Raw genomic sequence first — 22,550 nt, 5'->3', positions numbered from 1 at the left:
TACCCAATTTAATCAATAGTACGAGTAAACCCACATACGGCCAAAACAAGAAATTGAATTGCAACCACTTCCCGAACTCCGAGGAAGGCACCCATGTGACGAGCCATTTATATGGATTAAGTAAGTATACATTAAGATCCGTTAAAACGTTTCCAAATGCACCTGAGATGATGCTAAATACATTTGTGAGTAGGTATAACGCAACAATAGAGCTGGTCATTTTGTTTTTTGAAATTCTTTGGACAATTTTTTTCCTTATCGACCGATGGTGGCGTAGTTGTCTCCTCGTAATCCTCACTCCCAAACGCAAAAATACGTTATCAGACCAAAATATTTTAACAAAATATGGATTTATGAGCAATTATAATTTAAGGATTTTTATTCCGCTTGTAGCTGGCTTGATCGGATGTTCCACTTTGGCAGTAAAAAAACTGAATACGAGTGTCCCCCTTTATCTTTCCGTGCTTCGCCTTATAACTCTTTGAACCAATTCTTTTAGATTTCATAGAAACCATGCCTCCTTCTTTATTTCTGATAGAAAGCAGTGTTGACAATCTAAGAGACAAATAAACAAGATTGAATGACTGGATGCAAGCAGGTGATTGAGCGGTTGGGGACTGTGAGATCAACCGAAAAAAATGCCCCCGCTTGGCCACGTCGACCGAGTGAAGGCAATCCTTTTCTTTCTTTATATGAGATTTGATTCCCTCAACAACCGCTGCACGATTATGGCAACTTCGGCGCGGGTTATGTTCGCAACAAAAACGAGCACGGTGATCATGGTGATGAGAGGGGTTCGAGCCCCGTTATTTTAGTCGTTAACGTCATCGTTCAACCCCGCAGCCGCAAAATCTCACTTCCGTCTGGAACAACCGCGCCAAAACGCGAAGAAGAGGGGCTGCAACCCCCCCCTCTCCCTTCCGGCACAGCTATTGGTATGATCCTCTTGGCTTGTTTTGATACCTGCTCTTAAGCGCATTCTTCTATATTCTATACGCGATAACTTCCAGGTAAACAACACGTCGCTGTGGAGGACTAACAGACGAACAAGGGGATCGATCTTGCAATTGATTGCCGGCTACGGATGGAGCTTGCGCCAGGCATCGAGCTGCTTTTGCACCTCCGCCCGCACCTCGTCCAGCCCCGCCTGCCGGAGCTCCGCGTTGAACTTGGGCAATACGGCTTCCACGTCCACGCTGCCGGTCATCAGGCCCGGATAGTACTTTTCCCACACCGTTCGGATATTGTCGAGCTGGACGGACATGCCGGCCAGATCCGGCGTGAAGCCGAACAGCCTGGATTTGACGTTGCCGGCGTTGGCCGCCCGGTACCGGTCCCATTTGTCCAAAGGATCCGGATACTCCCCGCCGAGCGTCTTGAGGATAAACCAGTTGCCCTGGGTGTACTGCACCCCTTCATAGCCGACCGTCCCGCCCGGATCGTCCCCGTCCCCCCGACGACTTCGGCAGCACCTGCCCGTTAGCGTCCAGCGTGTAGTGCACGCCCTCGATGCCGTAATTGAACAGATTGCGCAGCTCGGGATCCGTGTTGAGCAGATTCAGAAACTTGACGCTCTCGGCGGGATGCGCGGAATTGGCGTTGACCGCCATGATCCCGCCGCGAACGGATTCGGTCGTGATCAGGGGCGGCGACACGGGATGGGCGACGACCTCGTAGCCGCGATCCTTGCTCCAGCTGTTCTCCGCGAGCGGACCGCCTCCGGCGGGCTTCCAGAATACCCGGTCCCCCCCGCTTCAGGTTCTGCCCCTCCCGCAAGGCCGCATCCTCATTGATGTAACCCTTGAGATAATAGCTGCGCAGCGTATCCAGCACGCGCCTGGCTTCCTTCGTTTCGAAAATGCCGACTACCGGCGCTTCCGGCTCCAGCGAACGGACCATGAGCGGCAGCGGCTTGTCGGTTATATATTCGTAGCCGTCCAGCGCGAAAAAATTTTGCGAATCCTTGTCCAGCTCCATCGGCTGGTAGCCGGGCTCCTTGTCGCTGATCATCTCGAGCAACGGCGCCAGCGACTCCAGCGTGTCGTACCGGGCGATATCGATGCCGTACTTTCGCACGAGCGACTCCGGGTACATCCACTGCATCCGGACCGCGAGCTCCTTGTTCGTCGGCACGCCGTAGATCCCGCCGTCCTCCATGCGGACGCCCTCCCACAGCACGGGGTCGATCGCTTCGTACATTTCCCGTCCGGGCCCGGACAGCGCCTCGTCCAGCTTGAGCCAGGCCCCCCCGCTGCACGAAGCCCGCATAATCGGTGGCGAACGCGATATCGAACGGCGAGCCCGTCGAGATCAGCGTATGGAGCCGGTCGCTGTATTCCTGCCAGCCTACCTTTATATAGGTAATCGTGACCCCGATTTTTTTTGGCCGTCACTTCATTGATCTTGTCGTTGACCCGCTTCAGGTCGGGGTCGGGGCTGCCGATCGTATAGTAGATCAAATTCACGGCCCGGCTGTCGCGCATCGGCTGATCGCCCGCGGCCGATCGGGTTATGCAGCCCGATAGCGACAGCGGCAGCGTCAGCAGCGCGGCAAGCATGGCCGCCTTGAACGACGGTCTGCGGATTCGCCGATGCCGCATAGGCGCGTTAATCCTTTCTCCGCAGGTCCGAAGGCGACTTGTGAAAGTAAGCGTTGAAATGCGTATAAAAGTAGTTCAGGTTGGCGTATCCGACGGACTGGGCGATCGTCGCGATTTTCTCGTCCGTCGTCTGGATGCGTTCGCGCGCCCGGAACATCCGGTAGGCCATCAGGTACTCCGAAAATTTCATTTGCGTTTCCTTCAGGAAGAGCTGGCCGAGGTAGGTCCCGTTCATGCGAAAGCGTTCGGCCACCGTCTTGAGGTTGAGATTGTGCCCGTATTCGGCTTTGACCATCTGCAAAATGCGGTTGGTCAGCTTGGACAGGCCGTCGTAGCGCACGCCGAGAATCGGATCCGCGTCGCGGTCGTCCGGCTCCGCTCCTTCGATCGTACCGTTCAGGTCCTCGACGATAATCCGCTCGACGAGCGCCTGCAGCTTGGCGCGCTCGATGGGCTTGAGCAGATAATCCTTGGCGCCGCAGTGAATCGCCTGCACGGCGTACTCGAACTCCTCGTAGCCGCTCATCATAATGTAGGCGGCCGGCAGCCGGATTTCCTTCAGCCTGCGGATGGCGTCGTAGCCGCGTTCCTTGCCGATGCAGACGTCGAAGATCGCGAGGTCCGGGCCGAACGCCACGGCTTTGGCGATGGCGCCGTCGTACGTCTCGCTCGTTTCGATTTGCGCGAAGCCGAGCTTCTCCCAATCCAGCGTTCGCTTCACGCCCTCCAGAATTTGCGGCTCGTCGTCCACGATCAGAAGCTTGTACATGCCTTACGCCTCCTTCGCAAAGGTTAAGGTGATCTTCACGCCCGCTTCCTCATTGTTATCGATTTGCATCGCAAAGCCTTTGCCGTGGAAAAAGTGCAGCCGCGTGTACACGTTCCGCAGTCCGATGCTCTCCGCGGGGGAGTCCTCGTTCACCGACAGAAGGCGGCGGATCTCGGCCAGCCGCTCCTTCGAGATCGTGGCGCCGTTGTCCACCATCTCCAGCACGTAGGCGTCCGCGCGCGCCGTGCCGTTCACGACCAGCAGGTTGAACTCGCGGTCCGGATCGAAGCCGTGCACGAAAAAGTTCTCCGCGAGCGGCTGCATCCAGAACTTGACCGTCGGCAGCGACAGCAGCGCTTCGTCCACGTCCAGCTGGTAGAAAAATCGGTCCGGGTATTTGAATTCCATGATCTTTAAATATTTTTGCAGCAGGGCAAGCTCGCTGCCCAGCGGAACGATATTTTCGTTTTTGACGATCTCGCGATACAGCGCGCCCAGCGTCGCGATCGCTTCGGCCGTATCGTCCGAACGGCCCGACAGCGCGGAGGAACGGATGATCTCCAGCGTATTGTACAGAAAATGCGGGTTGATCTGGTGTTGAAGCGCCTTCATTTCCGTCTCCTGCTGCTTCAGCTTGAGCAGATATTCCGTCTGAATATGCTTGTTGAGCTGCAGCGTCATATCGTCGAGCTCCGCCGCGATCATCCCGTACTCCTTCTTCCGGTAGCGCGCGGGACTGACGGGCGTGAAGTTGGCGGATTTGACCCGTTCGATCGAATGAATGATGCGGCGCAGGAAGCCGGCGGCTTCGCGCAGATTGTAGGCGGCGAGCAGGAGGACGCTGCCCATGACCGCCCATACCACTAAATAGACGATGAGCAGGATACCCGCTTTTTGCCGGACGAGCACCGACAAGTCGACGACGCTTACGAATTGATAGTCGAACGTCTGGGAGCGATAGGCGACGTAAAACGCGCGGCCGAATCCGCCGAGCCGCATGAACCCCTGGCCGCGTCCGTTCGCCGCGGCTTTGCGGAACAGCGCCTCGCCCGCGCGATCCGCGCCGCCCGGGAGATAGACCTCGCCCGCAGGGCTGACCGCTGCGGATGCCATTCGCCGGTTGTTCTGCACGTTCGCGAACAACGCGTCGCTGCCGACGAGAAAACGGAATTCGCCGAGCTGACGCGAGATCTGATTCGGATCGAGCAGCTGCTTGCGAATGACGAAGCCCCTTCGGATCGTCTCCCGGAACAACTCGTCCGCGTTCGGCACGTTAAACTTGAAGCTCGTGCCGCCGCTGCTGCCGAAGCGCACGACGTTGCCTTGCTCCGCGGTATGCAGGCTTACCTGCACGATGCGATTTTGCCCGCTGTTGCCCAGAAAGGCCTTCATGTCCTCCGGAAACGAGACGAGCGTCTGATCGTAGCGGCTGTTCTGGAGCCTGACCGTCAGGTAGCCTTCCGCGCTGTTGCCGAGAAAATAGCGGACGTCGGCCACGAGGCCGGCGTTGGAGTATACCCGCTGCAGATAGGCGTCGATTCGCTCGGAATCGTTCTGAAGCGCGCTCTCCACCCGCGAAAAGGAGTCCGCCGCCTGGCTCTTCGCGTTTTCGAGCCATTGCTCCAGCAGTACGTAGGTGGCCAGCGCGCTTAAGCCAAGCCCCATGAGCAGCGCAAAAACCGCGAAAGCGATGAATTTGCCGCGATAGATTTGAATTTGGAAAAAGGAAAACATGCGGCGCTCCCCTGCTGTCGGACTTTATGGAAGTCATGGTTTAACCATATACCGTATGCTTCGGATAAATCAATCCTGACGCCGGCCGATGCAAGACCGGAAAACCCGAACGTCCTTGGAGGCGCGTTCGGGCTCGTTATTATCCTGCTCTCTTCTTAGGCCTTGAAGTAAGCGTCGATTTGCGCCTGCGCGGCTTGAATGATCTTATCCATGCCGGCCTTCTTCAGCTCGTCGGCGATTTTCGGCACCTGCTTCTCCGGATCGGACGCGCCGGTGACGAGCTCGTAGCTGTATTTGCTCCAGACGGACTTCACGTTGGCGACTTCCGTGGCCAGGTCGGTAATATCGAGCGCGAATCCGAGAATCGTGGAGGAGGTCGCCGCTTCGTTCAGCTTGCGGACCTGCTCCCACTGGTCTTCCGGCGCGCCCTTGGTGACGGCCAGGTTAAAGAACGTGCCTTGCGTGTAAGCGGCCAGCGGCCACGTATCGGTTTTCCGTTCGACGACTTTGTCGCTCACATAATCGAAGTCGACGCCTTCTTCGCCGAACGCCAGCATGTTGCGCAGCTTGGCGTCGGTGTTGACCAGCTGCAAATACTTCAGCGCTTCTTCCTTGTACTTCGAGTTGGCGGAGATCGCGTTCATGGAGCCCTGGATCGTGCTGGTCGTATAGATCGGCCCCGATATTTTCACCATGTCGTATTTCTCGATGCCCGCGTTGATCTGCCAGTTCACTTCGGCGCCGGGGAACGCCTGCGCGCTGAAGAACGGACGGTATGGATCCGCTTCGATCTTGGTCGGCGCGTCCGGATTGATGATGCCGTCTTTGTACCACTGGTGCATCAGCTTCAGGTTGGCCATCGTATCGGCCTGCTCCAGCACGGAGACGACCTTGCGCGAACCGTCGTCGGTCTTGACGCCGATCGGCGCGAAGCCGAGCGTCATATCGTCGTAGGCGTTGAAGAAGCCGTTGAAGCCCTCGCCTTGCGTCAGGGACAGCGGGTAGTAGCTCTTGCCTTCGCCGGCCTTGATGTCGCGGAACGGCTTATCCAGATCCTGCATCGTCTTGATGCCGGCGAGGTCGATGTTGTACTTCTTGACGAGCGCATCGTCGAATACCCAGTACTGCGTCGCGGACGAGTCCTTGTAGGTCGGCACCGCGTACACTTTGCCGCCGATTCTCGTTCCGTCCCACACCATTTTCGGCACCAGGCCGTACAGATCCGGGGTCGCGCTCTGCACGAGGTCGGTAATATCGGCGAACGCGCCCATGTTGACCTGCTGGCTGTACTTGCCGTTGTTCGTGAACATGATGTCGAACGGTTCCCCGGAGTTGACGATCGTGTTGATCTTCGTATCCCATTCGCCCCACCCGGCGACGCGGAGATCGATTTTGACGCCGATCTTTTCGGCCGTATATTCGTTGATCTTCTCGATGGCCTTGTCGTAGTTGGCCGGTATTTGCCCGCCGATCGTCCACCAGACGAGCGTCGGCACCTCGCCGGACTTCGTGGCGGGAGCGCTCGACGAAGCCGATGCCGCGGATGACGCGGAGGCTGCCGGAGAGCTGGCTGCCGCGCCGCTTGCGCCATTGTTGTTGTCCGATTTGGCGCACCCGGCCAGGCCGGTCAATGCCAGCGCGGCGGCGCCGATCAACAGGGGGGGATTTCGCGAATGCTTTCATCTTTTTTCCTCCTCTTATCGTTTACGCGTGTCAGGTTTGGGGCTGATATGATAAACCCGATCGATCCGGGCTTATTTCGGTTATCCTTTGACGGCGCCAACCGTCAGACCGGAGATGAAGTATTTCTGGAAAAACGGATAAGCGAGCGCTACGGGCAGGACGATGATGATCGCGACCGCCATGCGCGCGGATTCCTTGGGCATCGTGGCGACGAGCTGCGCGTAGCTGACGCCCATCGTCGAAGCGTTTCTCGCCAGGGCGTCGACGTTGCTCATCAGGCTGTTCAGCAGCGCCTGGAGCGAGTACAGGTTCTGGTCGTCGATGTAGAGCAGCGATTGGAACCAGTCGTTCCAGTAGGAGAAGCAGAGGAAGAGTCCGATCGTCGCCAGCACGGGCAGCGAGATCGGCAGCACGATCGTGAAGTAGATGCGGAACTGGCCGGCGCCGTCGATCTCGGCCGATTCGATCAGTCCGTCCGGTATCGTCGATTTGAAAAACGTTCTGCAAATGATGACGTTAAAGGAGGACACGGCGAGCGGGAGGATGAGCGCCCAGATCGTGTTCTTCAGCCCCAGCAGCGACGAATTGATATAGTAGCTCGACACCAGGCCGCCGTTAAAAATCATCGGGATGAACACGATCCACGTCAGCAGCCCGTTCAGCTTGTAGTTCGGACGCGACAGCACGTAGCCCATCGACGTGGTGAGCAGGACGCCGATCAGCGTGCCCGCCGCCGTGACGAACACGGAGACGCCGAGCGCCCGCGTCATCATCGAGCCCTGCTTCGCGATATAATTGTAGGCATCCCCGGATAGCGCCGTCGGCAAAATGTGGTAACCGCTCTCGCGAATGGACGACTCGTCGGACAGCGAGATGGAGAGCACCACCACGACGGGAATGAGGCACAACAGCGCCAGCAAGATAAAGAGAAGATGAAAAAACACGTTCGTTGCTTTGCCGATTCGGTTGAACTTGTCGAGTCCCGATTCGTAGCTTGTCTGCGCGGACATAGCCAGCCTCCTTTCTAGATCATCGCGCTGTCCGGATCGACTCTGCGGACGACCCAGTTCGCGGTCAATATCATCGCGCACCCGAGCACGGATTGCAGGAACGACGAAGCGGAAGCCATGCCGACCGTCGCCGTCTTGAGCTGCTTGAAGACGAGTACGTCTACCGTCGTGGTCACGTTATACAGCGAGTTGGAATCCCGGGGCACCTGGAAGAACAGGCCGAAGTCCGTGGAGAAAATGTGGCCGACCGCCAGAATGAACATCAGCACGATAACGAACTTCATCAGGGGGGGAGCGTAATGTACCGGGTCTGCTGCCACTTGGTCGCGCCGTCGATGACCGCCGCTTCGTAATAAGTCGAATCCATGCTCGTGATCGTCGCCAGATAGATGACCATCCCGTATCCGAGGCCCTTCCACATATTCATGAAGACGAGGAAATACGGCCAATAGGACGCTTCCATGTACCAGTTCTTGGGGTCCCGGCTGAAGTCGGACAGCCATTGGTTGAAAATGCCTTTATCATAACTCAGGAACGCCCAGACGACGGCGGATACGACGACCCAGGAGAGGAAGTAAGGCAGGAACATCATCGTTTGGTACACCTTGGCCGCCTTGCGGCTGTGCAGCTGTCCGACCATCAGCGCGAGCGTGACGGGAACGGCGATGCCCAGGATAATAAAGATGATGTTGTAGCCGATCGTGTTGCGTACGACGATCCAGGCGTCGTTCGATTTGAACAGGAATTCGAAATTTTTGAAGCCGACCCATGCGCTGTTCAGGACATTGTCGACGAAGTTTCCGTGGATCTTGAAGTTTTTGAACGCGATAATGACGCCGAACATCGGCAAAAAGCAGAACAGAATGTACCAGACCGCGGTCGGGAGCGCGAGCAGCGTCAGCTCGGTGTCATGCTTGCGCCAGCGCGTTCGCTTCCTCTTGCGTTCGACCCTTGCGTCCATGAACGTCTCCCCTTTCTGTAAAACGCTTTCATTTTCCTGTTAGTTGTAATTCTAAAAAAACGGCCGGGCGCTTCCTAGACCAAAAACGAGAGACCATAGTCAAAAAACATTAGATTTCGGAGACTTTTCGGATGAATCGGCGCTGTTCGGCAACGAAAACGACAGCGGCCCCGCCCAGTCCAAGACTGGCGAGGCCGCTGTCGTTTGTTGGTTTTATGCTTTGGCAGCCGGCTGCGCGGGCAATGCCCGCCGCTTCCGCCCCGCCAGGTACACGCCGCCGAGGATGACGACGAGCCCCGCGAGCATGTTCCAGCCGATACGCTCGCCGAGCAGCGTATACGCCCAGACCAGCGCCGTGCAGGGGACGAGGTAAGTGACCATCGTGGCGATCTCGGCGCTCGCCGCCAGGATGATGTAGTAGAACAAAATGTAGCCGACGCCCGAGCCGAAGACGCCGAGTCCGAGCAGCATGAGCAGGTTCGTGCCGTCCGCGAGCCGCTCGACCGGGAACGGTTCGGCGACGAGCGCCATGATGCCGCTCGCGATCGTGCTGCACAGCAGCGTGCCGAAGGTCAGCTGGTACATGGAATAGCCGGTCAGCACCCGCTTGGACAGCTGCGAGCCGAGCCCGTAGCACAGCGTCGCCGACAGCATGAGCAGCAGCCCGGCCGCGTCGATCGACGAGACGGCGGACGGCGTGATGCCGAGCAGCAGCGCGACGCCGGCGAAGGCGACCGCGATGCCCAGCCACTGGTACCGGTTCGAGGACGCGCGGAACGCGGATACGCCGATGACGATCGTCCAGATCGGCGTCGTGGCGTTCAGGATCGAGGCTAGTCCGCTGTCGAGCCGCGTCTCGCTGTGCGCGATGAGGAACCAGGGCAGCGCCGTGTTCACGATCGCGACGAAGGCCATCGCGGGCCAGCGGACGCCGCGCAGCCCGAACGGCTTGCGCATCGCCAGCATGATCGCCGTCACGGCGGCGAGCCCGAACGCCGACCGCAGGAAGGAGACGCCCCACGACCCGAAGTCCTCCACCAGCACTTTAATAAAATAGAACGAGCCGCCCCAGATGAGACTGAGCAGAATCAGCGCGGCATAGACAAACTTGGGCATAGGACGCCGTCACCTCCACCATTCCGCGGCCGCGCCGGCGTTCGCATCGACGTTCGCGCCGCCGATCTCGACGGTCTCCCCCGATACGCGGAGCGATCATCCGCACGCCTCTGCGTACCGCCTCGGCGGCTGCCCTGCGAACCGGATCGTTCCAGTCGTGCATCGCAAGCGTGAACGCGCCCCAGTGAATCGGCAGCAGCGTTCCGCCCTTTACGTCGACATGGGCCTGAACGGTCTCCTCCGGCGACATATGGATGGCCGCCCAGCGCGGATCGTACTGTCCGCATTCCATCAGCGCGAGATCGAACGGCCCGAAGCGTTCGCCGATCTCGGCGAAGTGCGGTCCGTAGCCGCTGTCGCCGCTGAAAAACACCTTTTGCCCGCCGCCTTCGATCGCCCAGGAGCACCAAAGCGTCGCGTCCCGCCCGGTCAGCCCTCTGCCCGAGAAGTGCCGGGCCGGCAAGCACGACAGCCGCAGTCCTTCCCATTCGAACGTCTCGTGCCAGTCGTGCTCCTCGATGCGGCGCTCGTCCACGCCCCACCTGCGCAGATGCGCGCCCACGCCGAGCGGCACGAAGAAGCGGCCGACCTTGGCATGCAGCCTGCGTATCGTGCCGTAGTCCAGATGATCGTAATGGTCGTGCGAAAAAACGACCGCGTCGATCGGCGGGAGCGCCTCGATCTCGAAGGGCATCGTATCGGCGTAGCGCTTGCCGCCAAAGCGGGGAAACGGCGACGGCGCGCGCCCCAGCATCGGATCGAGGAGCAGCGTGCGGCCGCCGAGCTCGAGCAGGGCGGCGGAATGGCCGAACCAGGTGACGCGAAGCGGCCCTGGACGGCCGATCGAAGACGTATCGAGCTTCACGACGGGGAGACGGCCGGGCGCTGGCCGCGCGTTCGGCCGCCGCTTCGCGAAGTCGCGCAGCATGGACAGATAGTCCGCCGCGGACGTCACCATCGCGGTCGGCAGCGGGTAGCGGAATTTGCCGTCCTTGAATTGCGGCGACCGGTGCAGGCGATGTCCGCGGTCCCGGTAAGCCTGTCCGCCGAACACCGGATCGAGGGCGAGCACGGCATAGACGGCTGCCGCCAGCAGCAATACGACGGCAAGAGCGACGATGAGCGTTATCATAGAAAAAACAGACCTTCTCTCTGGCTGCAGCCGGACGATGGGCCCGAAGGCCTTCTACATCGATGATATCATCGCCGGCCTTCGTCCGCCACGGCTGCAGGAGGCACGGGCGCCATCCAGCGGTGCGGGTCCGGCAGCTCGCCGCGCTGAATGCCGGTCAATGTCTCGTACAGCCGCTTTGACAGCTCGCCGGGCTCCCCCGTCGCCGACGGTTCGCCGTTCCCCGCGCCAATGCAAGCTGCCGATCGGAGAGACGACCGCGGCGGTGCCCGTGCCGAACGCCTCGCGCAGCGTGCCGTCCAGCAAGCCCGCCGCCACCTCCCCCGATCGCGATCGGACGCTCCCGGACGGAGACGCCCCAATCGCGAAGCAGCCTAAGCGCGGAATCCCGGGTGACCCCGGCGAGAATGCTGCCGCCGAGCGGCGGCGTGACGACCTCGTCCCCGAAGCGGAAAAACGCGTTCATGCTCCCGACTTCTTCGACGTATTGCCGCTCCACGCCGTCAAGCCATAGCACCTGCGCGCAGCCCAGCCGCGATGCCGCTTCCTGCGCTTGAAGTCCCGCCGCATAATTTCCGGCCGTCTTGGCGTCGCCCACGCCGCCGGGAACCGCGCGCACATGCGCCGTTTCCACGTAAATCGGAACAGGGCGGACGCCCTCCGCATAATAAGCGCCGACCGGCGAACAAATCGCGACGAAGCGGTACGACCGGGAAGGCGCCACGCCGAGCCGCGTCTCGGTCGCGACGACGAACGGACGGATGTACAGCGAAGTGCCCGGCGCGTCGGGCACCCAATCCGCGTCCGCGGCAACGAGCCGCTGCAGCGCGCCCAGCAAGCGCGCCTCTTCGATCCCGGGCACGCACATGCGCGCGCAGGAACGGTTCAGCCGGCGGACATGGTCCCGCGGTCTGAACAGCCGTATCCCGCCGTCCCGCCATTTGAACGCCTTCATGCCCTCGAACACCGTCTGTCCGTAGTGGAAAACCTTCGCGGCCGGGTCTATCGTCAACGGCCCATACGGTACGATTCGCGGCCCGCCCCAGCCGGCCCCTTCCTCGAAATCCATCAGCAGCATATGATCGCTAAAATACTGTCCGAAGCCAAGGCCGCCCCGGCTCGCCAGCAGCTCGCGAAGCTTGCTGGCGGCTTGGGACGGAGGCGGCGGCAGCGCGTCCGCAGCCGCGGTCGTAGCGATATCGCCGATTGCGCTCGCCGTCCCGTTTCCGCTCGCGCAGCCGACGCCCGCTTCGTTCCTCGACGGCGTCCTCCCCTTGCGTTTCTTCCTCGCCGGCGGCTTTTGACGCTGAAGCTCCCTGATTCCGTTCATGGACATGCCGTCCCGCGCGCTCCGATCCATCCCGTTCCGTTCCATCCCGTTCCCTCCCGCCAAGTGTTGCTTGTAGAATAGCGCGATCGGAAATATATTTAAAATATCTGTTTTGTACGATTAACATACCTTGAAGGTATGTTAGGACGAATCGGGCGGCGGGAGGATGCCGAGGGAAAGATTACGAAGGAACGGATTAGAAGGGGGGGATTCGAACGATGGATGTCAGGCAGCTGCGTTACTTTTTGACGGTGGCCGAAGAGGGCCAGATCACGTCCGCGGCCAAAAAAGCTTCATATGGAGCAGCCGCCGCTGAGCCGGCAGATGCGGCTGATCGAGGAGGAGCTCGGCGTCGCGTTGTTCGACCGTTCCGGCAAGCGGCTGCGGCTGACGCCCGCCGGCGAGCGGCTGCGCGAGCGCTCGGCCGGACTGCTCCGCCAGTTGGAGGAGACGGTGGCGGAGGTGCGGGAGCTGGACGAAGGCGTCGGCGGGGTGCTGTCCGTCGGCGCCGTCGTGTCCTGCACGTCGCTGCTGCCCGGCCCGCTCGGCCGGTTCAGGGAGCGGTATCCAAACGTCGGCTTCAAGCTGAGCGAAGGCGACCACCACTTTCTGGCGGAGGGGCTGGACCGCCGCGAGATCGAGCTCGCCGTCGCGCGGTTGCCGTTCGAAGCTCCCGGCGGCGCGGCGCGCTACGAGATCCGGCAGCTCCCTTCGGACCCGATCGTCGCGCTGCTGCCTGCGGCGGCAGGGAGAGCTGCGGAGGATGGCGCGCGGGCGCAAGACGGTCCGGGAGGCGACTTGCCGGGAGGCGACGAAACGGGACAGGCCCTGCGGAGGGACGACGAACCTGGACAGGACTCGCAGGGGTACGACGGAGCGCAACGGAACTTGCCGAGGGATGATCGAACGGGACAGGACTTGCGGGAGTGCGACGGGGCGGGACGGGACCTGCGGAGGGAGGATGGACCGGCCGTCAGCGCGGGCGCGGAACCGCTGTCCCTCGCCGAGCTGGCGGCTTACCCGCTCGTCTCGCTGAAGACCGACCGCACGGTCGTCATGCACGAGACGATCATGCGCGCCTTTGCGGCCGCGGAGCTTCGTCCGCGCGTCCTGTGCGAATGCGCCAGCGTGGCGATCGCGCTCACGCTGGTCTCGCATGGCTTCGGCGCCGCGCTGCTGCCCAAGTCCGTCATGTCGACGTTTCCGCTGGCGGGCATCGAATGCCGACCGATCCGGGATGCCGACCTGCTGTCCGAGGTCGGTCTCGTCTGGCTCAAGGATCGCTATCTCACCCGGGCGGCGCGTCGCTTTATCGCCATGTTCGGCGCTTCCGATGGACAAAGCGGCGGCGGGGGTCTATCATAAAAAGGAATCGAATAGCCGAATGACGGCAAGGCGCCCCGACGCGAAGCGCGGACGGGCTTAATAGGGAAGCCGGTGCGAATCCGGCGCGGTCCCGCCACTGTAATTGCGGAGCGAAGCGGCTCATGCCACTGTCCCAACGGACGGGAAGGCGCCGCGTCAGCGATGAGGCAAGAGCCAGGAGACCTGCCTTGAACGTCGGTTTCTCTTTCTTCGGGGGCTAAAGGAAGGGAAGACGCCGCGGCGTTATTGCGCGCTCGTCTCGCGCGGCGAACGCATGCGCGGCTTGACTTCGGCACGGCTTTGCATGTCAGCCCCTGTTAACGGCAGGGGCTTTTTTAATTGTCGGGCATCGTCGCCTGCGATGTGACGGTTGGCACAATGTCCGCGGCATTTCCTCTGCGGCGCGGGCGCAAGGCCGAGGCCGGAACCGCCAAGCAGGTTCGCGGCGGCACTCGCGTCGTTACGCCAAGCTATGCTTCCTTTAGACTAGCTGTCGCTCGCTATGTTGCTTGCCGAGAATACGGTACTGCTTTAGAGTAACTTTTTTCCTTTACAGCACCATTTCGACCATGCCGCGAGGACTGTAGAGTAGCTTTTTGCTCCTACAGCTCCGAATAGCTCGCACTTCAAGGCTTTAGAGTAACTTTTTTCCTTTACTCCGACCGTTATCTCGTATCGCGAGCCAGCGGAGCCTGCATGCAGAGGTTTTAAAAAGCACTGTTTGCACAACGATTGCTCCAAGACCCTTATTTCCTATAATCGCACCCTTTTGGGCCGCCGATCACGCGCTATCGTGCAAAAGTACATCATCCAAGGGCGGGATGGCGGGTTTGTGCGATCGATCGCGCAAAAGTGCTCGGTAGCTCGCCTCTTTAAGCGAGAACCTGAATGTGTCGAGTAAAAATCCTGCACTTTTGCGCGATAGGCGGAACGACGAACGTGTGCGCATCCCCATCGTGTACTTTTGCGCGATAGTCCCGGGTATGTCTCTTCACTTTGAATCATTTGAGAATTGACGCCGTACTGTGATAGCTCCCCCCTGCCGCACCCATCTTACCGGAAACGAGGTTCGCTCCATGCCGTACATCCGATCGTTATTTCATTGTCCCTTATCCCCTTCGCTCAGAAAGTATCGTGCATGGCCGCTGACACTCCTGCTGATCATCGCGATGCTCGCCGGTTTGGCAGCGCCTGCCGCAGCAGCATCGGACGTCGGCAATAACGGCACCGCTGCCGGCACCGTCGTGCTTTCTGTTATCGGCGACGCCAAGCGCGGCACGCTGCTCCCGGCCACGCAGGTCGTGCTGCAGGATGGAGACACGGCCTATTCCGTACTTGAGCGGACATTGCCGGGCAGGGTCCAATCCTCCGGTTCGGGCGAAACGCTTTACGTGAGCGGCATCGACGGGCTGTCGGAACTCGATCTCGGGCCGAAAAGCGGCTGGATGTACGAGGTCGGCGGCGCGTATCCCGCCGGAAGCGCCAGCATGTACCGGCTGAAGCCGGGCGATGCGGTCGTCTGGCGCTATACGCTCGATCTCGGCGCCGACGTCGGCGCGCCGGATCCGGGGAATAGCGGAAATACGGGCGGTGAGGCTGGCGGAGAGGGTAGCAGCGGAGGCACTACGGGCAACGGAGATGCCGGAGACGGCGGGAACGCGGGCAGCGACGGCGCTCCAAGCGGCGGGGCGGCGGGCGCCGCATACGGCGACGATATTGCGGCGCTCCGCAAGCTTCTGCTCGCCAAGCCGGCGACCGCGCTGTCCGAATGGGAAGCCTTCGCGCTCGCCCGCTCGGGCGGCGGCGTGCCGGACGCCTACCTGGCGGAGCTGGCCGCGCAGGTGAAGGCGGCCGGCGGTACGTTCCGCAAGGCGACCGACCTGGAGCGCATCGTCCTCGCCGCACGGGCGGCCGGCGCCGATCCCCGCGCGTTCGCGGGATACGATCTGGTCGCGGCGGTGTACAATCACGCCAAGCTGACGCTTCAGGGCGCCAACGGCCCGATCTTCGCGCTGCTCGCGCTCGACAGCGGCGGCTACGACGTGCCGGCCGGCGCGGTATGGACGCGCGCCAAGCTCGTCGACTGGCTGCTGGCGCTGCAAAACGCCGACGGCAGCTTCCCGCTGTCCGCCGGCGAAGCCGGCAATGCGGACATCACAGCGATGGCGCTGGCCGCGCTCGCGCCTTACGCAATCGTCGCCGACGGCGCGGACGCAGGCGCGGTCGCGAAAGCGGAGGCCGGCGCTGCGGAAATCGGAAGCGTCCGCGCCGCCTCCGCAGCTTCGGCGATCGACCGCGCCGTCCTGTATCTCTCGTCCGTTCAATTGCCGGACGGCGGCTTCAAGCTCGAGCGCGACGCGAACAGCGAGACGGCCGCGCAGGTCGTCATCGGCCTGGCCGCGGCGGGACGCGATCCCGCCGGCTCCGCCTTCGTCAAAGCCGGCGGCAGCCTGCCGGAAGCGCTGCTGGCGTACCGGACGACGGACGGCCGCTTCGCGCACGCGCCCGGCGGCGCGGCCGATCCGATCGCGACCGAGCAGGCGCTGCTGGCGTTAATCGCTTACGACCGTTACGCAACCGGGGCTTCCCGTCTTTACAGAATCGCCGCCGAGCGGTTCGCGGACGAACGGCAAATCGCCGGCTGGGCTTCGGATGCCGTTCATGAAGCCTATGCGGCCAAGCTGCTCTCCGGCACGAGCGCTTCCCCGCTCCGCTTCGAGCCGAAGCGCGGCATCACGCGCGCCGAGTTCGCCGCCCTGCTCGTCAGGCTGGCCGGCGACCGGCTGGCCCCCGTGGCCGAGACCGACTCCGTGGCGGATAGCAACGTCTCGTTCGCCGATGTTCCGCCGTCCGCCTGGTATTATGCGGCCGTCGTGCGGGCCGCCCGGGCCGGCATCGTGAACGGCGTATCGGCTTCCGCCTTCAAGCCCGGCGATCCGATCACGCGCGAGCAAATGGCCGTCATGATCGGCCGCGCGTTCGGTCTCTCCGAATCAAGCAGCGGTACGGCCTGGCGGGATGCCGCCAGCATAAGGGCGGCGGCGCTGCCTTACGTGAACGCGGTCGCGGACAAGGGCATCCTGCTCGGCGCCGCGGGCGCCTTCGATCCTGCCGGCAAAGTGACGCGCGAGATGGCCGCCATGACCGCCCTTCGCCTTAAAAATCTAACTTTGGCTTCATAAAATATACATCATGCGCATACGCAAGGAGGGACAGGAAGTGAAGCAAACTCGCATATTCCGGCTCGCGGCGTTGTTCGCCCTGCTGGCCGCGATGCTCGTCGCGGCCGGCTGCAGCAGCGCCGATGACGGGTCGGCGTCCGGGTCCGTCCAGGCGAGCGTCGCGGCACCGTCCGCGCCTTCGGAACAGACGCAGACGGGGAGCGCCGAGGCATCCGCGGGCACGGACGCAAGCCAACGATCGCCCGCGACCGAAATGGCGGCGAGCGGCCCGAGCGGCGCACCGGCAGACGCCACGGCATCGTCCGGCTCGGCATCTCCCGACACGGCATCTCCCGATACGGCATCGTCCGGCGCGGAATCTTCTGACGCGGCGTCTACGGACGCCGGCACCGCCAAGCCGTCCGACGTCGAGCCGGCGGGCGGCAAAGCCCCGACGTCGACCGCCGATGACGGCAAGGCGCCGTCCAAGCCGACGCCGTCGGCGAGCGCGACCGCCAAGCCTGCCGCGACTTCGGCGGCGACGAGCGCAACGCCCGGCGGCAAGCCATCGGCAGCTGCGCAGTCCGGCCAGGCGACGCCGAGCCCCTCTCCTGCCGCGACGCTGGCGCCGCAAAAGGCCGAGATCACGCTCTCGATCGTCGGCGACAGCGATACGGGCACGATCCTGTCTTCCGCCGCGGTCGAATTCAAGTCCGGGGACAGCGTGCTGGACGTGCTGAAGCGCGCGACCCGCAGCCGCAAGATGCAGATGGAGTACCAAGGCAGCGGCGCAGCCGCCTATGTAGAAGGCATCGATAACCTATACGAATTCGACAAAGGCGCGAAGAGCGGCTGGCTGTTCCGGGTGAACGGAGAGTTCCCGGGCAAAAGCGCGGGGGCCGTCAAGCTGAAGGCCGGCGACGTCGTAGAATGGCTTTACACGCTCGACATGGGCAAGGACGTCGGAAAAGACGCGGACGTCAAGGAGGGCGGGTCGTGAGCGCAGGCGGCTTCGCCGGACTTCACCCGCTCGTCTGCTTTACCTATTATGCCGGCGTGATCCTGCTCGGGCTGATGCTGGCGCATCCCTACTATCAATTGGCGTCGCTCGCCTTGCTGACGGCGCTCCTGCTCCTGCAGCGGCAGGGCCGGGCGCTGGCTCGTTCGCTCCCCTACTACCTGCTGGTCGGCGGGCTGTTCGCGATCATTAATCCGCTGCTGTCCCATCGCGGACGGCATATTCTTTTTTATCTGATGGATCAGCCGATCACGCTCGAAGCCGTCCTCTACGGCGCCATGATGATGATGACCATCCTCGCCGTGCTGCTGATGTTCGTCTCCTATCGCGTCGTGATGACGACGGACAAGTTCATGTACTTGTTCTCCGCCGTTCTGCCCCAGACCGCGCTGCACGCGTGGATGACGCTGCGTTTTATCCCGCTGTTCGCCCGCAGATTCCGGCAGATCGAGCTCGTCCAGCGGTCGCGCGGCATCGACATGCGCACCGGCGGACCGGTTCGCAGGCTGAAGAACGGCGCGGCGCTGCTGCGCATCCTCATGACCTGGTCGCTCGAGGACGCGATGCGCACCGGCGATTCGATGAAGGCGCGCGGCTACGGCACGGCGCGACGGACCGCCTATTATCCGTACCGGATGGACCGGCGGGACCGGGCGACGCTCGCGGCGCTCTGCGCGCTCCTGCTGCTCTCGCTCGCCGGCTGGCGCGAAGGGTGGGGCCTGCTCACGCTGTTCCCGCGCATGGAGCCGATCCGCCTCGGTTCCCTCGAGTGGGTTCACTTCGCCATAACCGCGTCGTTCGTAGGTTTGCCGATCTTATTCGAAACGAAGGAGAGATACCGATGGAAATCGTCGCGGCGCAGCGCCTGACCTTCCGCTATCCGGACGCGGCGCGGCCCGCGCTTGCGGAAGTGGACTTGTCCGTGCGCAAGGGCGAGTTCGTCGTGCTGTGCGGCGCCTCCGGCTCGGGCAAAACGACGCTGCTCCGTCACTTCAAGCGCGAGCTCGCGCCCGTCGGCGAACGGTCGGGCAGCGTCCGCTACGACGGCTCGCCGCTGGCCGACCTGCCGGACGGCCGCGCGGCCGAAGAGATCGGCTTCGTCTTCCAGCATCCCGAGAGCCAGATCGTGATGGACACCGTATGGCACGAACTGGCTTTCGCGATGGAAAACCGGGGCTATCCGGAGGTGGTCATGCGTCAGCGGCTCGCCGAGCTATCCAGCTTCTTCGGTCTGGAGCCGCTTATGCAGCGCTCCGTTCACGAACTGTCCGGCGGCCAGACCCAGCTCGTCAATCTGGCTTCCGTCCTCCTGCTCCAGCCGCGGCTTGCTGCTGCTCGACGAGCCGACCTCGCAGCTCGATCCCGTCGCCGCGCGGGAGTTCGTCTACCTGCTGCGCCGGCTGAACGAAGAGTTCGGCGTCACCGTCGTCGCGAGCGAGCACCGGCTCGACGACATCCTGCCGCTGGCGGATCGGCTGGTCGTCATGGCGGACGGCCGCGTCCGCTACGACGGCGCGCCGGGAGATGTCTGCCGGCGAATCTGGGCGACCGGCGACGCGCGCGAGCGGCTGTACGTGCCGTCCGTCTCCCGGCTGCTGGCGGCGCTTGATGAAGACGAAGGGAACAGCAACAGCGCGGACGCATCTGCCGTCGTCTCGCAGTCGCCGCTGCCGCTGACCGTCCGCGACGCGGTCGCCGCGATCGACCGGCTGGCGCAAGGCCGCTCGCCGGCTTCGGACAAAAGGACACATGAAGCGGTTAAGACTGGCGATTCCTCCGTCGAGTCGGCCGCCACCGGCCCCGATCTCCCTCGGCTTCCGGCACCGAGCGGCGTCTCGCAGCTGCGCAGCCTGCTTCGCCTGAAGGCAGGCCGGGACGTCGAAGCCCCGTCCGAAGCGTTGACCTGCCGCGAGCTGTACTACCGCTTCGAACGAGACGCGCCCGACGTGCTGCGCAGGCTGAGCCTCCAGGTGCGCGAGGGCGAGCTGCTCGCCGTCCTTGGCGGCAACGGCGCAGGCAAGTCTACCTTGCTGCAGCTCATGGCCGGCCTTCGCAAACCCCAGCGCGGCAAGATTGCGGTCGCGCCGGGTCGCAAGCTCGGTTACCTTGCGCAAAATCCGATGCTTTACTTCAGCAGCGACACGGTGCGCGAAGAGTTCGCGCGGACGGCCGGGCACGCCGGATACAAGGGCGGCGCGGCCGAGACGGAGATCGCCCGCTGGTCGGACGCCTTCGGTCTCGGCGAGCTCGCGGACCGGCATCCGCACGATCTCAGCGGCGGCCAGCAGCAGAAGCTGGCGCTTGCGCTCGCCCTGCTCCCGCGGCCGGACATCCTCTGCGTCGACGAGCCGACCAAAGGGCTCGATCCGAATGCCAAGGAAGCCTTCGCGGCGCTGCTGCTGCGGCTTCGGGAAGATGGCATGACGATCGTCATGGTGACGCACGACATCGAATTCGCCGCCATCCACGCCGACCGGTGCGCGCTGCTGTACGACGGGGAGATCGCGGCCGCGGCGGAGCCGCCGCTTTTCTTCGGCGGCAACTATTTCTACACGACTTCCGTGAACCGGGCCGTCAGGCACCGCTACCCGGACGCCGTCACGGCGGAGGAGGTCATGCGCAGATGGAAAAGCGAAACCGCGCCATCCTAATCGTGGCCATGACGCTCGCGGCCGGCCTCGCCGTCGCTTCCGCGATCTGGGACGGCCACTATCTGCTGCTGTCCGCCGTCGCGATGACGCTGGCGATGACGCCGCTGTTCGTCCGCTTCGAGCGGCGCCGGCTCGAGCCGCGCGAGATCGCGATGCTGGCCGCGCTGGCCGCGGTCGCCGCGCTGGGGCGGATCGCCTTCGCGCCGCTGCCGAGCTTCAAGCCGACGTCCTTCGTCGTCATCGTGGCGGCGCTCGTCTTCGGCAGCGAAGCCGGCTTCATCGTAGGCGCGGTCGCCGCGCTCGCCTCGAACCTTTTCCTCGGTCAAGGCCCGTGGACGCCCTGGCAGATGTTCGCCTGGGGCATGGTCGGCGCATCGGCCGGATGGCTGCGCCATACGCGTTTTATGAAGTCGCGGATCGGCCTTTGCGCTTTCGGCCTTGTCTGGGGCTTCCTTTTCGGCTGGATCATGAACGTATGGTCGCTGCTCAGCCTCCCCGACGCCTTTGGCTGGAAGCTCGTCCTGATCACGTACGCACAGAGCTTCTACTTCGATCTCGCGCACGCGGCGGCGAACGTGCTGTTCCTCGGCTTCTTCGGCCTCAGCTGGGTACGGCTGCTCGAGCGCATCCGCAAAAAATACGGGCTCCTCGAAAGCCGGAGCGCCCGCCGCTGATGATCCGCCACGTTTAGGCGAACACAACAAACAGAACACCCGGTTAACAGCTGATAACCGGGTGTTCTACTGTTCTGGTTTACTATTCAATTGTCTCAAGACGCTCCCATCTTAAGTTTCCGAAGATTCATCCAGATTCGCTTGCGCATGATCGTAATCTTCTTAGACTTCATTTTAAATGTGACCTCCAAAGGTCGTACGCGCATTCGTGCGGTTAAAGGGTCTTGCCGGCGCCCTTGGCGCTCGTTTGACGCGACACCTCTCACTTCGATCATTTTGATTTCTTGTCCTACTTTCGTATCGTTCTTTCGTATCGTTCTTTCGTATCGTTCTTTCGAATCGTTCTTTCGAATCGTTCTTTCGAATCGTTCTTTCGTATCGTTATGCCGAAGAGTCGTCCTTTTGCTCGCATACGTTGGATTCCCGCATATCCGGACCGCCACGTTACGTCAAATGCCGGGCGGTTGCGCTTGCCGCATTTCCGTTTCCTTCGGATATGCTTCGCTTACCTGGCCCAATGGACTATCCCCTTTCCTTTAAGTTGACCTCATTATAAGATAGCGGATTCAATTATTCAAATTTTCTGACTATTGATAAACGAGCCTTATCGCCCAGGAGCGCGAGCCAATCCGGCCTTTACGCTTGCATCCATTAAAATACTCGCTTTTTCGTTTATTTTTACGCAAATCGCGTTTTCATTTTACAATTCAGAAGACGCCGGCGTCGCTTCTATAAAAAAAGCCCCTACGCCTTTTGGTTGCGCATCAAGACGTCGCTGACGGACCGAGGCGTCGTTATTTTTGTTCAAACCGCTCCTGGCTGCCCCCTCCCGGACCCAGGCGCCGCTATTTTGGAATTGCCGGCCTTTTTTTGCCTGGATCCCGGTGAATAACGTCCCTCCAGTCCGAAAAGTTTGTCATTTGGACCGAATTTTAAGAAATAACGTCTCCTGAGTCCGGTAGGTATCCCCTGCATGACCTGAATTTATTTCTGCGCGATTGTATGCTGGACGGTTCAAAAAACCGCACATCGCTGTGCGGTTCCCGAGTGCATTAGCATGCTGCGCGCAGCAACATTCACGTACGCCGTTTAAAGCCTTAAGAAGGATGCTCCGCGGAAGCGGAAGCTTCCTGCGATTCGCTCGCGGCAGCCGGCGCGCGCCGCACGCCAACCCGCTTGATCTGGCGATTTTCCATCTCGGCGACGACGAACGTATAGTCGTCCGCGGACACTTCGGCGCCGACGACCGCCTCCTCCAGTTCGGACATGAGCCAGCCGCCGAGCGTGTACACGCCTTCGTCGTCTTCGATGCCCGTCTTGAGCAGGCGGTTGGTCTCCTCGATCAT

17 protein-coding genes, 2 pseudogenes and 1 riboswitch are annotated in these 22,550 nt (G+C 61.9%); of the genes and pseudogenes, 8 read left to right on the top strand and 11 right to left on the bottom strand.

The features are described from left to right. Window positions 1–1,078 precede the first annotated feature (1,078 nt). The 10 genes and pseudogenes from OMP40_RS20845 to OMP40_RS20800 all read right to left on the bottom strand — a co-directional run bounded on the left by OMP40_RS20845 (window position 1,079) and on the right by OMP40_RS20800 (window position 12,380). Window positions 1,079–1,411: a DUF3502 domain-containing protein gene (locus tag OMP40_RS20845; RefSeq protein ID WP_277534236.1), complete on the bottom strand. Its 333-nt coding sequence runs from the start codon at window positions 1,409–1,411 to the stop codon at window positions 1,079–1,081. Between the two features lie 68 nt (window positions 1,412–1,479). Further along, window positions 1,480–2,268 carry a hypothetical protein gene (locus tag OMP40_RS20840; protein WP_277534234.1) on the bottom strand — a complete coding sequence of 263 codons (789 nt, stop codon included), beginning with the start codon at window positions 2,266–2,268 and terminating at the stop codon, window positions 1,480–1,482. Between the two features lie 339 nt (window positions 2,269–2,607). Then, complete coding sequence (locus OMP40_RS20835) at window positions 2,608–3,369, bottom strand: response regulator transcription factor (protein WP_277534232.1); 762 nt, start codon at window positions 3,367–3,369, stop codon at window positions 2,608–2,610. A gap of 3 nt (window positions 3,370–3,372) precedes the next feature. Further along, the gene (locus OMP40_RS20830) at window positions 3,373–5,103 is read right to left on the bottom strand and encodes a sensor histidine kinase (RefSeq protein ID WP_277534229.1); all 1,731 of its coding nucleotides are present in this window, start codon (window positions 5,101–5,103) and stop codon (window positions 3,373–3,375) included. Between the two features lie 155 nt (window positions 5,104–5,258). Then, on the bottom strand, window positions 5,259–6,758 hold the full coding sequence (locus OMP40_RS20825) for an ABC transporter substrate-binding protein (protein ID WP_277534227.1): 1,500 nt from the start codon (window positions 6,756–6,758) through the stop codon (window positions 5,259–5,261). Between the two features lie 108 nt (window positions 6,759–6,866). Then, entirely contained in the window at window positions 6,867–7,796 is a 930-nt protein-coding gene (locus tag OMP40_RS20820; RefSeq protein WP_277534226.1) for a carbohydrate ABC transporter permease, read from the bottom strand. A gap of 14 nt (window positions 7,797–7,810) precedes the next feature. Further along, a pseudogene (locus tag OMP40_RS20815) lies at window positions 7,811–8,757 on the bottom strand (ABC transporter permease). Between the two features lie 213 nt (window positions 8,758–8,970). Beyond that, window positions 8,971–9,873: a DMT family transporter gene (locus tag OMP40_RS20810; protein ID WP_277534224.1), complete on the bottom strand. Its 903-nt coding sequence runs from the start codon at window positions 9,871–9,873 to the stop codon at window positions 8,971–8,973. Next, a complete protein-coding gene (locus tag OMP40_RS20805; protein ID WP_277534222.1) occupies window positions 9,803–11,005 on the bottom strand; it encodes an MBL fold metallo-hydrolase in 1,203 nt (400 codons plus the stop codon). The genes OMP40_RS20810 and OMP40_RS20805 overlap by 71 nt, the downstream gene beginning before the upstream one ends. A 157-nt stretch (window positions 11,006–11,162) precedes the next feature. Beyond that, window positions 11,163–12,380: a branched-chain amino acid aminotransferase gene (locus OMP40_RS20800; RefSeq protein ID WP_420872003.1), complete on the bottom strand. Its 1,218-nt coding sequence runs from the start codon at window positions 12,378–12,380 to the stop codon at window positions 11,163–11,165. A gap of 173 nt (window positions 12,381–12,553) precedes the next feature. On the opposite strand from OMP40_RS20800, the pseudogene OMP40_RS20795 reads away from it, so the two are divergent. The 8 genes and pseudogenes from OMP40_RS20795 to OMP40_RS20760 form a co-directional block, all read left to right on the top strand. Further along, a pseudogene (locus OMP40_RS20795) lies at window positions 12,554–13,076 on the top strand (LysR family transcriptional regulator); the annotation flags it as partial. A 57-nt stretch (window positions 13,077–13,133) separates the two neighbouring features. After that, window positions 13,134–13,700 carry a LysR family transcriptional regulator substrate-binding protein gene (locus OMP40_RS20790; protein WP_277534924.1) on the top strand — a complete coding sequence of 189 codons (567 nt, stop codon included), beginning with the start codon at window positions 13,134–13,136 and terminating at the stop codon, window positions 13,698–13,700. A 12-nt stretch (window positions 13,701–13,712) separates the two neighbouring features. Continuing rightward, window positions 13,713–13,905: riboswitch (cobalamin riboswitch) on the top strand. An 871-nt stretch (window positions 13,906–14,776) separates the two neighbouring features. Next, window positions 14,777–16,882, top strand: a complete 2,106-nt coding sequence (locus tag OMP40_RS20785) for an S-layer homology domain-containing protein (RefSeq protein WP_277534219.1) — start codon at window positions 14,777–14,779, stop codon at window positions 16,880–16,882. A gap of 37 nt (window positions 16,883–16,919) precedes the next feature. Further along, window positions 16,920–17,861, top strand: coding sequence for a DUF4430 domain-containing protein (locus tag OMP40_RS20780; protein WP_277534217.1), 942 nt, complete (start codon window positions 16,920–16,922; stop codon window positions 17,859–17,861). Continuing rightward, complete coding sequence (locus tag OMP40_RS20775; RefSeq protein ID WP_277534215.1) at window positions 17,858–18,748, top strand: energy-coupling factor transporter transmembrane component T; 891 nt, start codon at window positions 17,858–17,860, stop codon at window positions 18,746–18,748. Before OMP40_RS20780 ends, OMP40_RS20775 begins: the two co-directional genes overlap by 4 nt. Next, the gene (locus OMP40_RS20770) at window positions 18,721–19,488 is read left to right on the top strand and encodes an ABC transporter ATP-binding protein (protein WP_420872002.1); all 768 of its coding nucleotides are present in this window, start codon (window positions 18,721–18,723) and stop codon (window positions 19,486–19,488) included. The genes OMP40_RS20775 and OMP40_RS20770 overlap by 28 nt, the downstream gene beginning before the upstream one ends. Further along, window positions 19,454–20,530 (top strand): ABC transporter ATP-binding protein, encoded by a 1,077-nt coding sequence (locus tag OMP40_RS20765; RefSeq protein WP_277534922.1) that lies wholly within the window; start codon window positions 19,454–19,456, stop codon window positions 20,528–20,530. The genes OMP40_RS20770 and OMP40_RS20765 overlap by 35 nt, the downstream gene beginning before the upstream one ends. Beyond that, window positions 20,503–21,204, top strand: a complete 702-nt coding sequence (locus OMP40_RS20760) for an ECF transporter S component (RefSeq protein ID WP_277534213.1) — start codon at window positions 20,503–20,505, stop codon at window positions 21,202–21,204. The genes OMP40_RS20765 and OMP40_RS20760 overlap by 28 nt, the downstream gene beginning before the upstream one ends. A gap of 1,097 nt (window positions 21,205–22,301) precedes the next feature. Here OMP40_RS20760 and OMP40_RS20755 read toward each other — a convergent pair. After that, window positions 22,302–22,550: a transporter associated domain-containing protein gene (locus tag OMP40_RS20755; RefSeq protein WP_277534920.1), complete on the bottom strand. Its 249-nt coding sequence runs from the start codon at window positions 22,548–22,550 to the stop codon at window positions 22,302–22,304.

Origin of the sequence: Cohnella rhizosphaerae (assembly GCF_029525575.1) — a bacterium.
GTDB lineage: Bacteria > Bacillota > Bacilli > Paenibacillales > Paenibacillaceae > Cohnella > Cohnella rhizosphaerae.
This window is presented reverse-complemented; position numbering and strand designations above follow the sequence as displayed.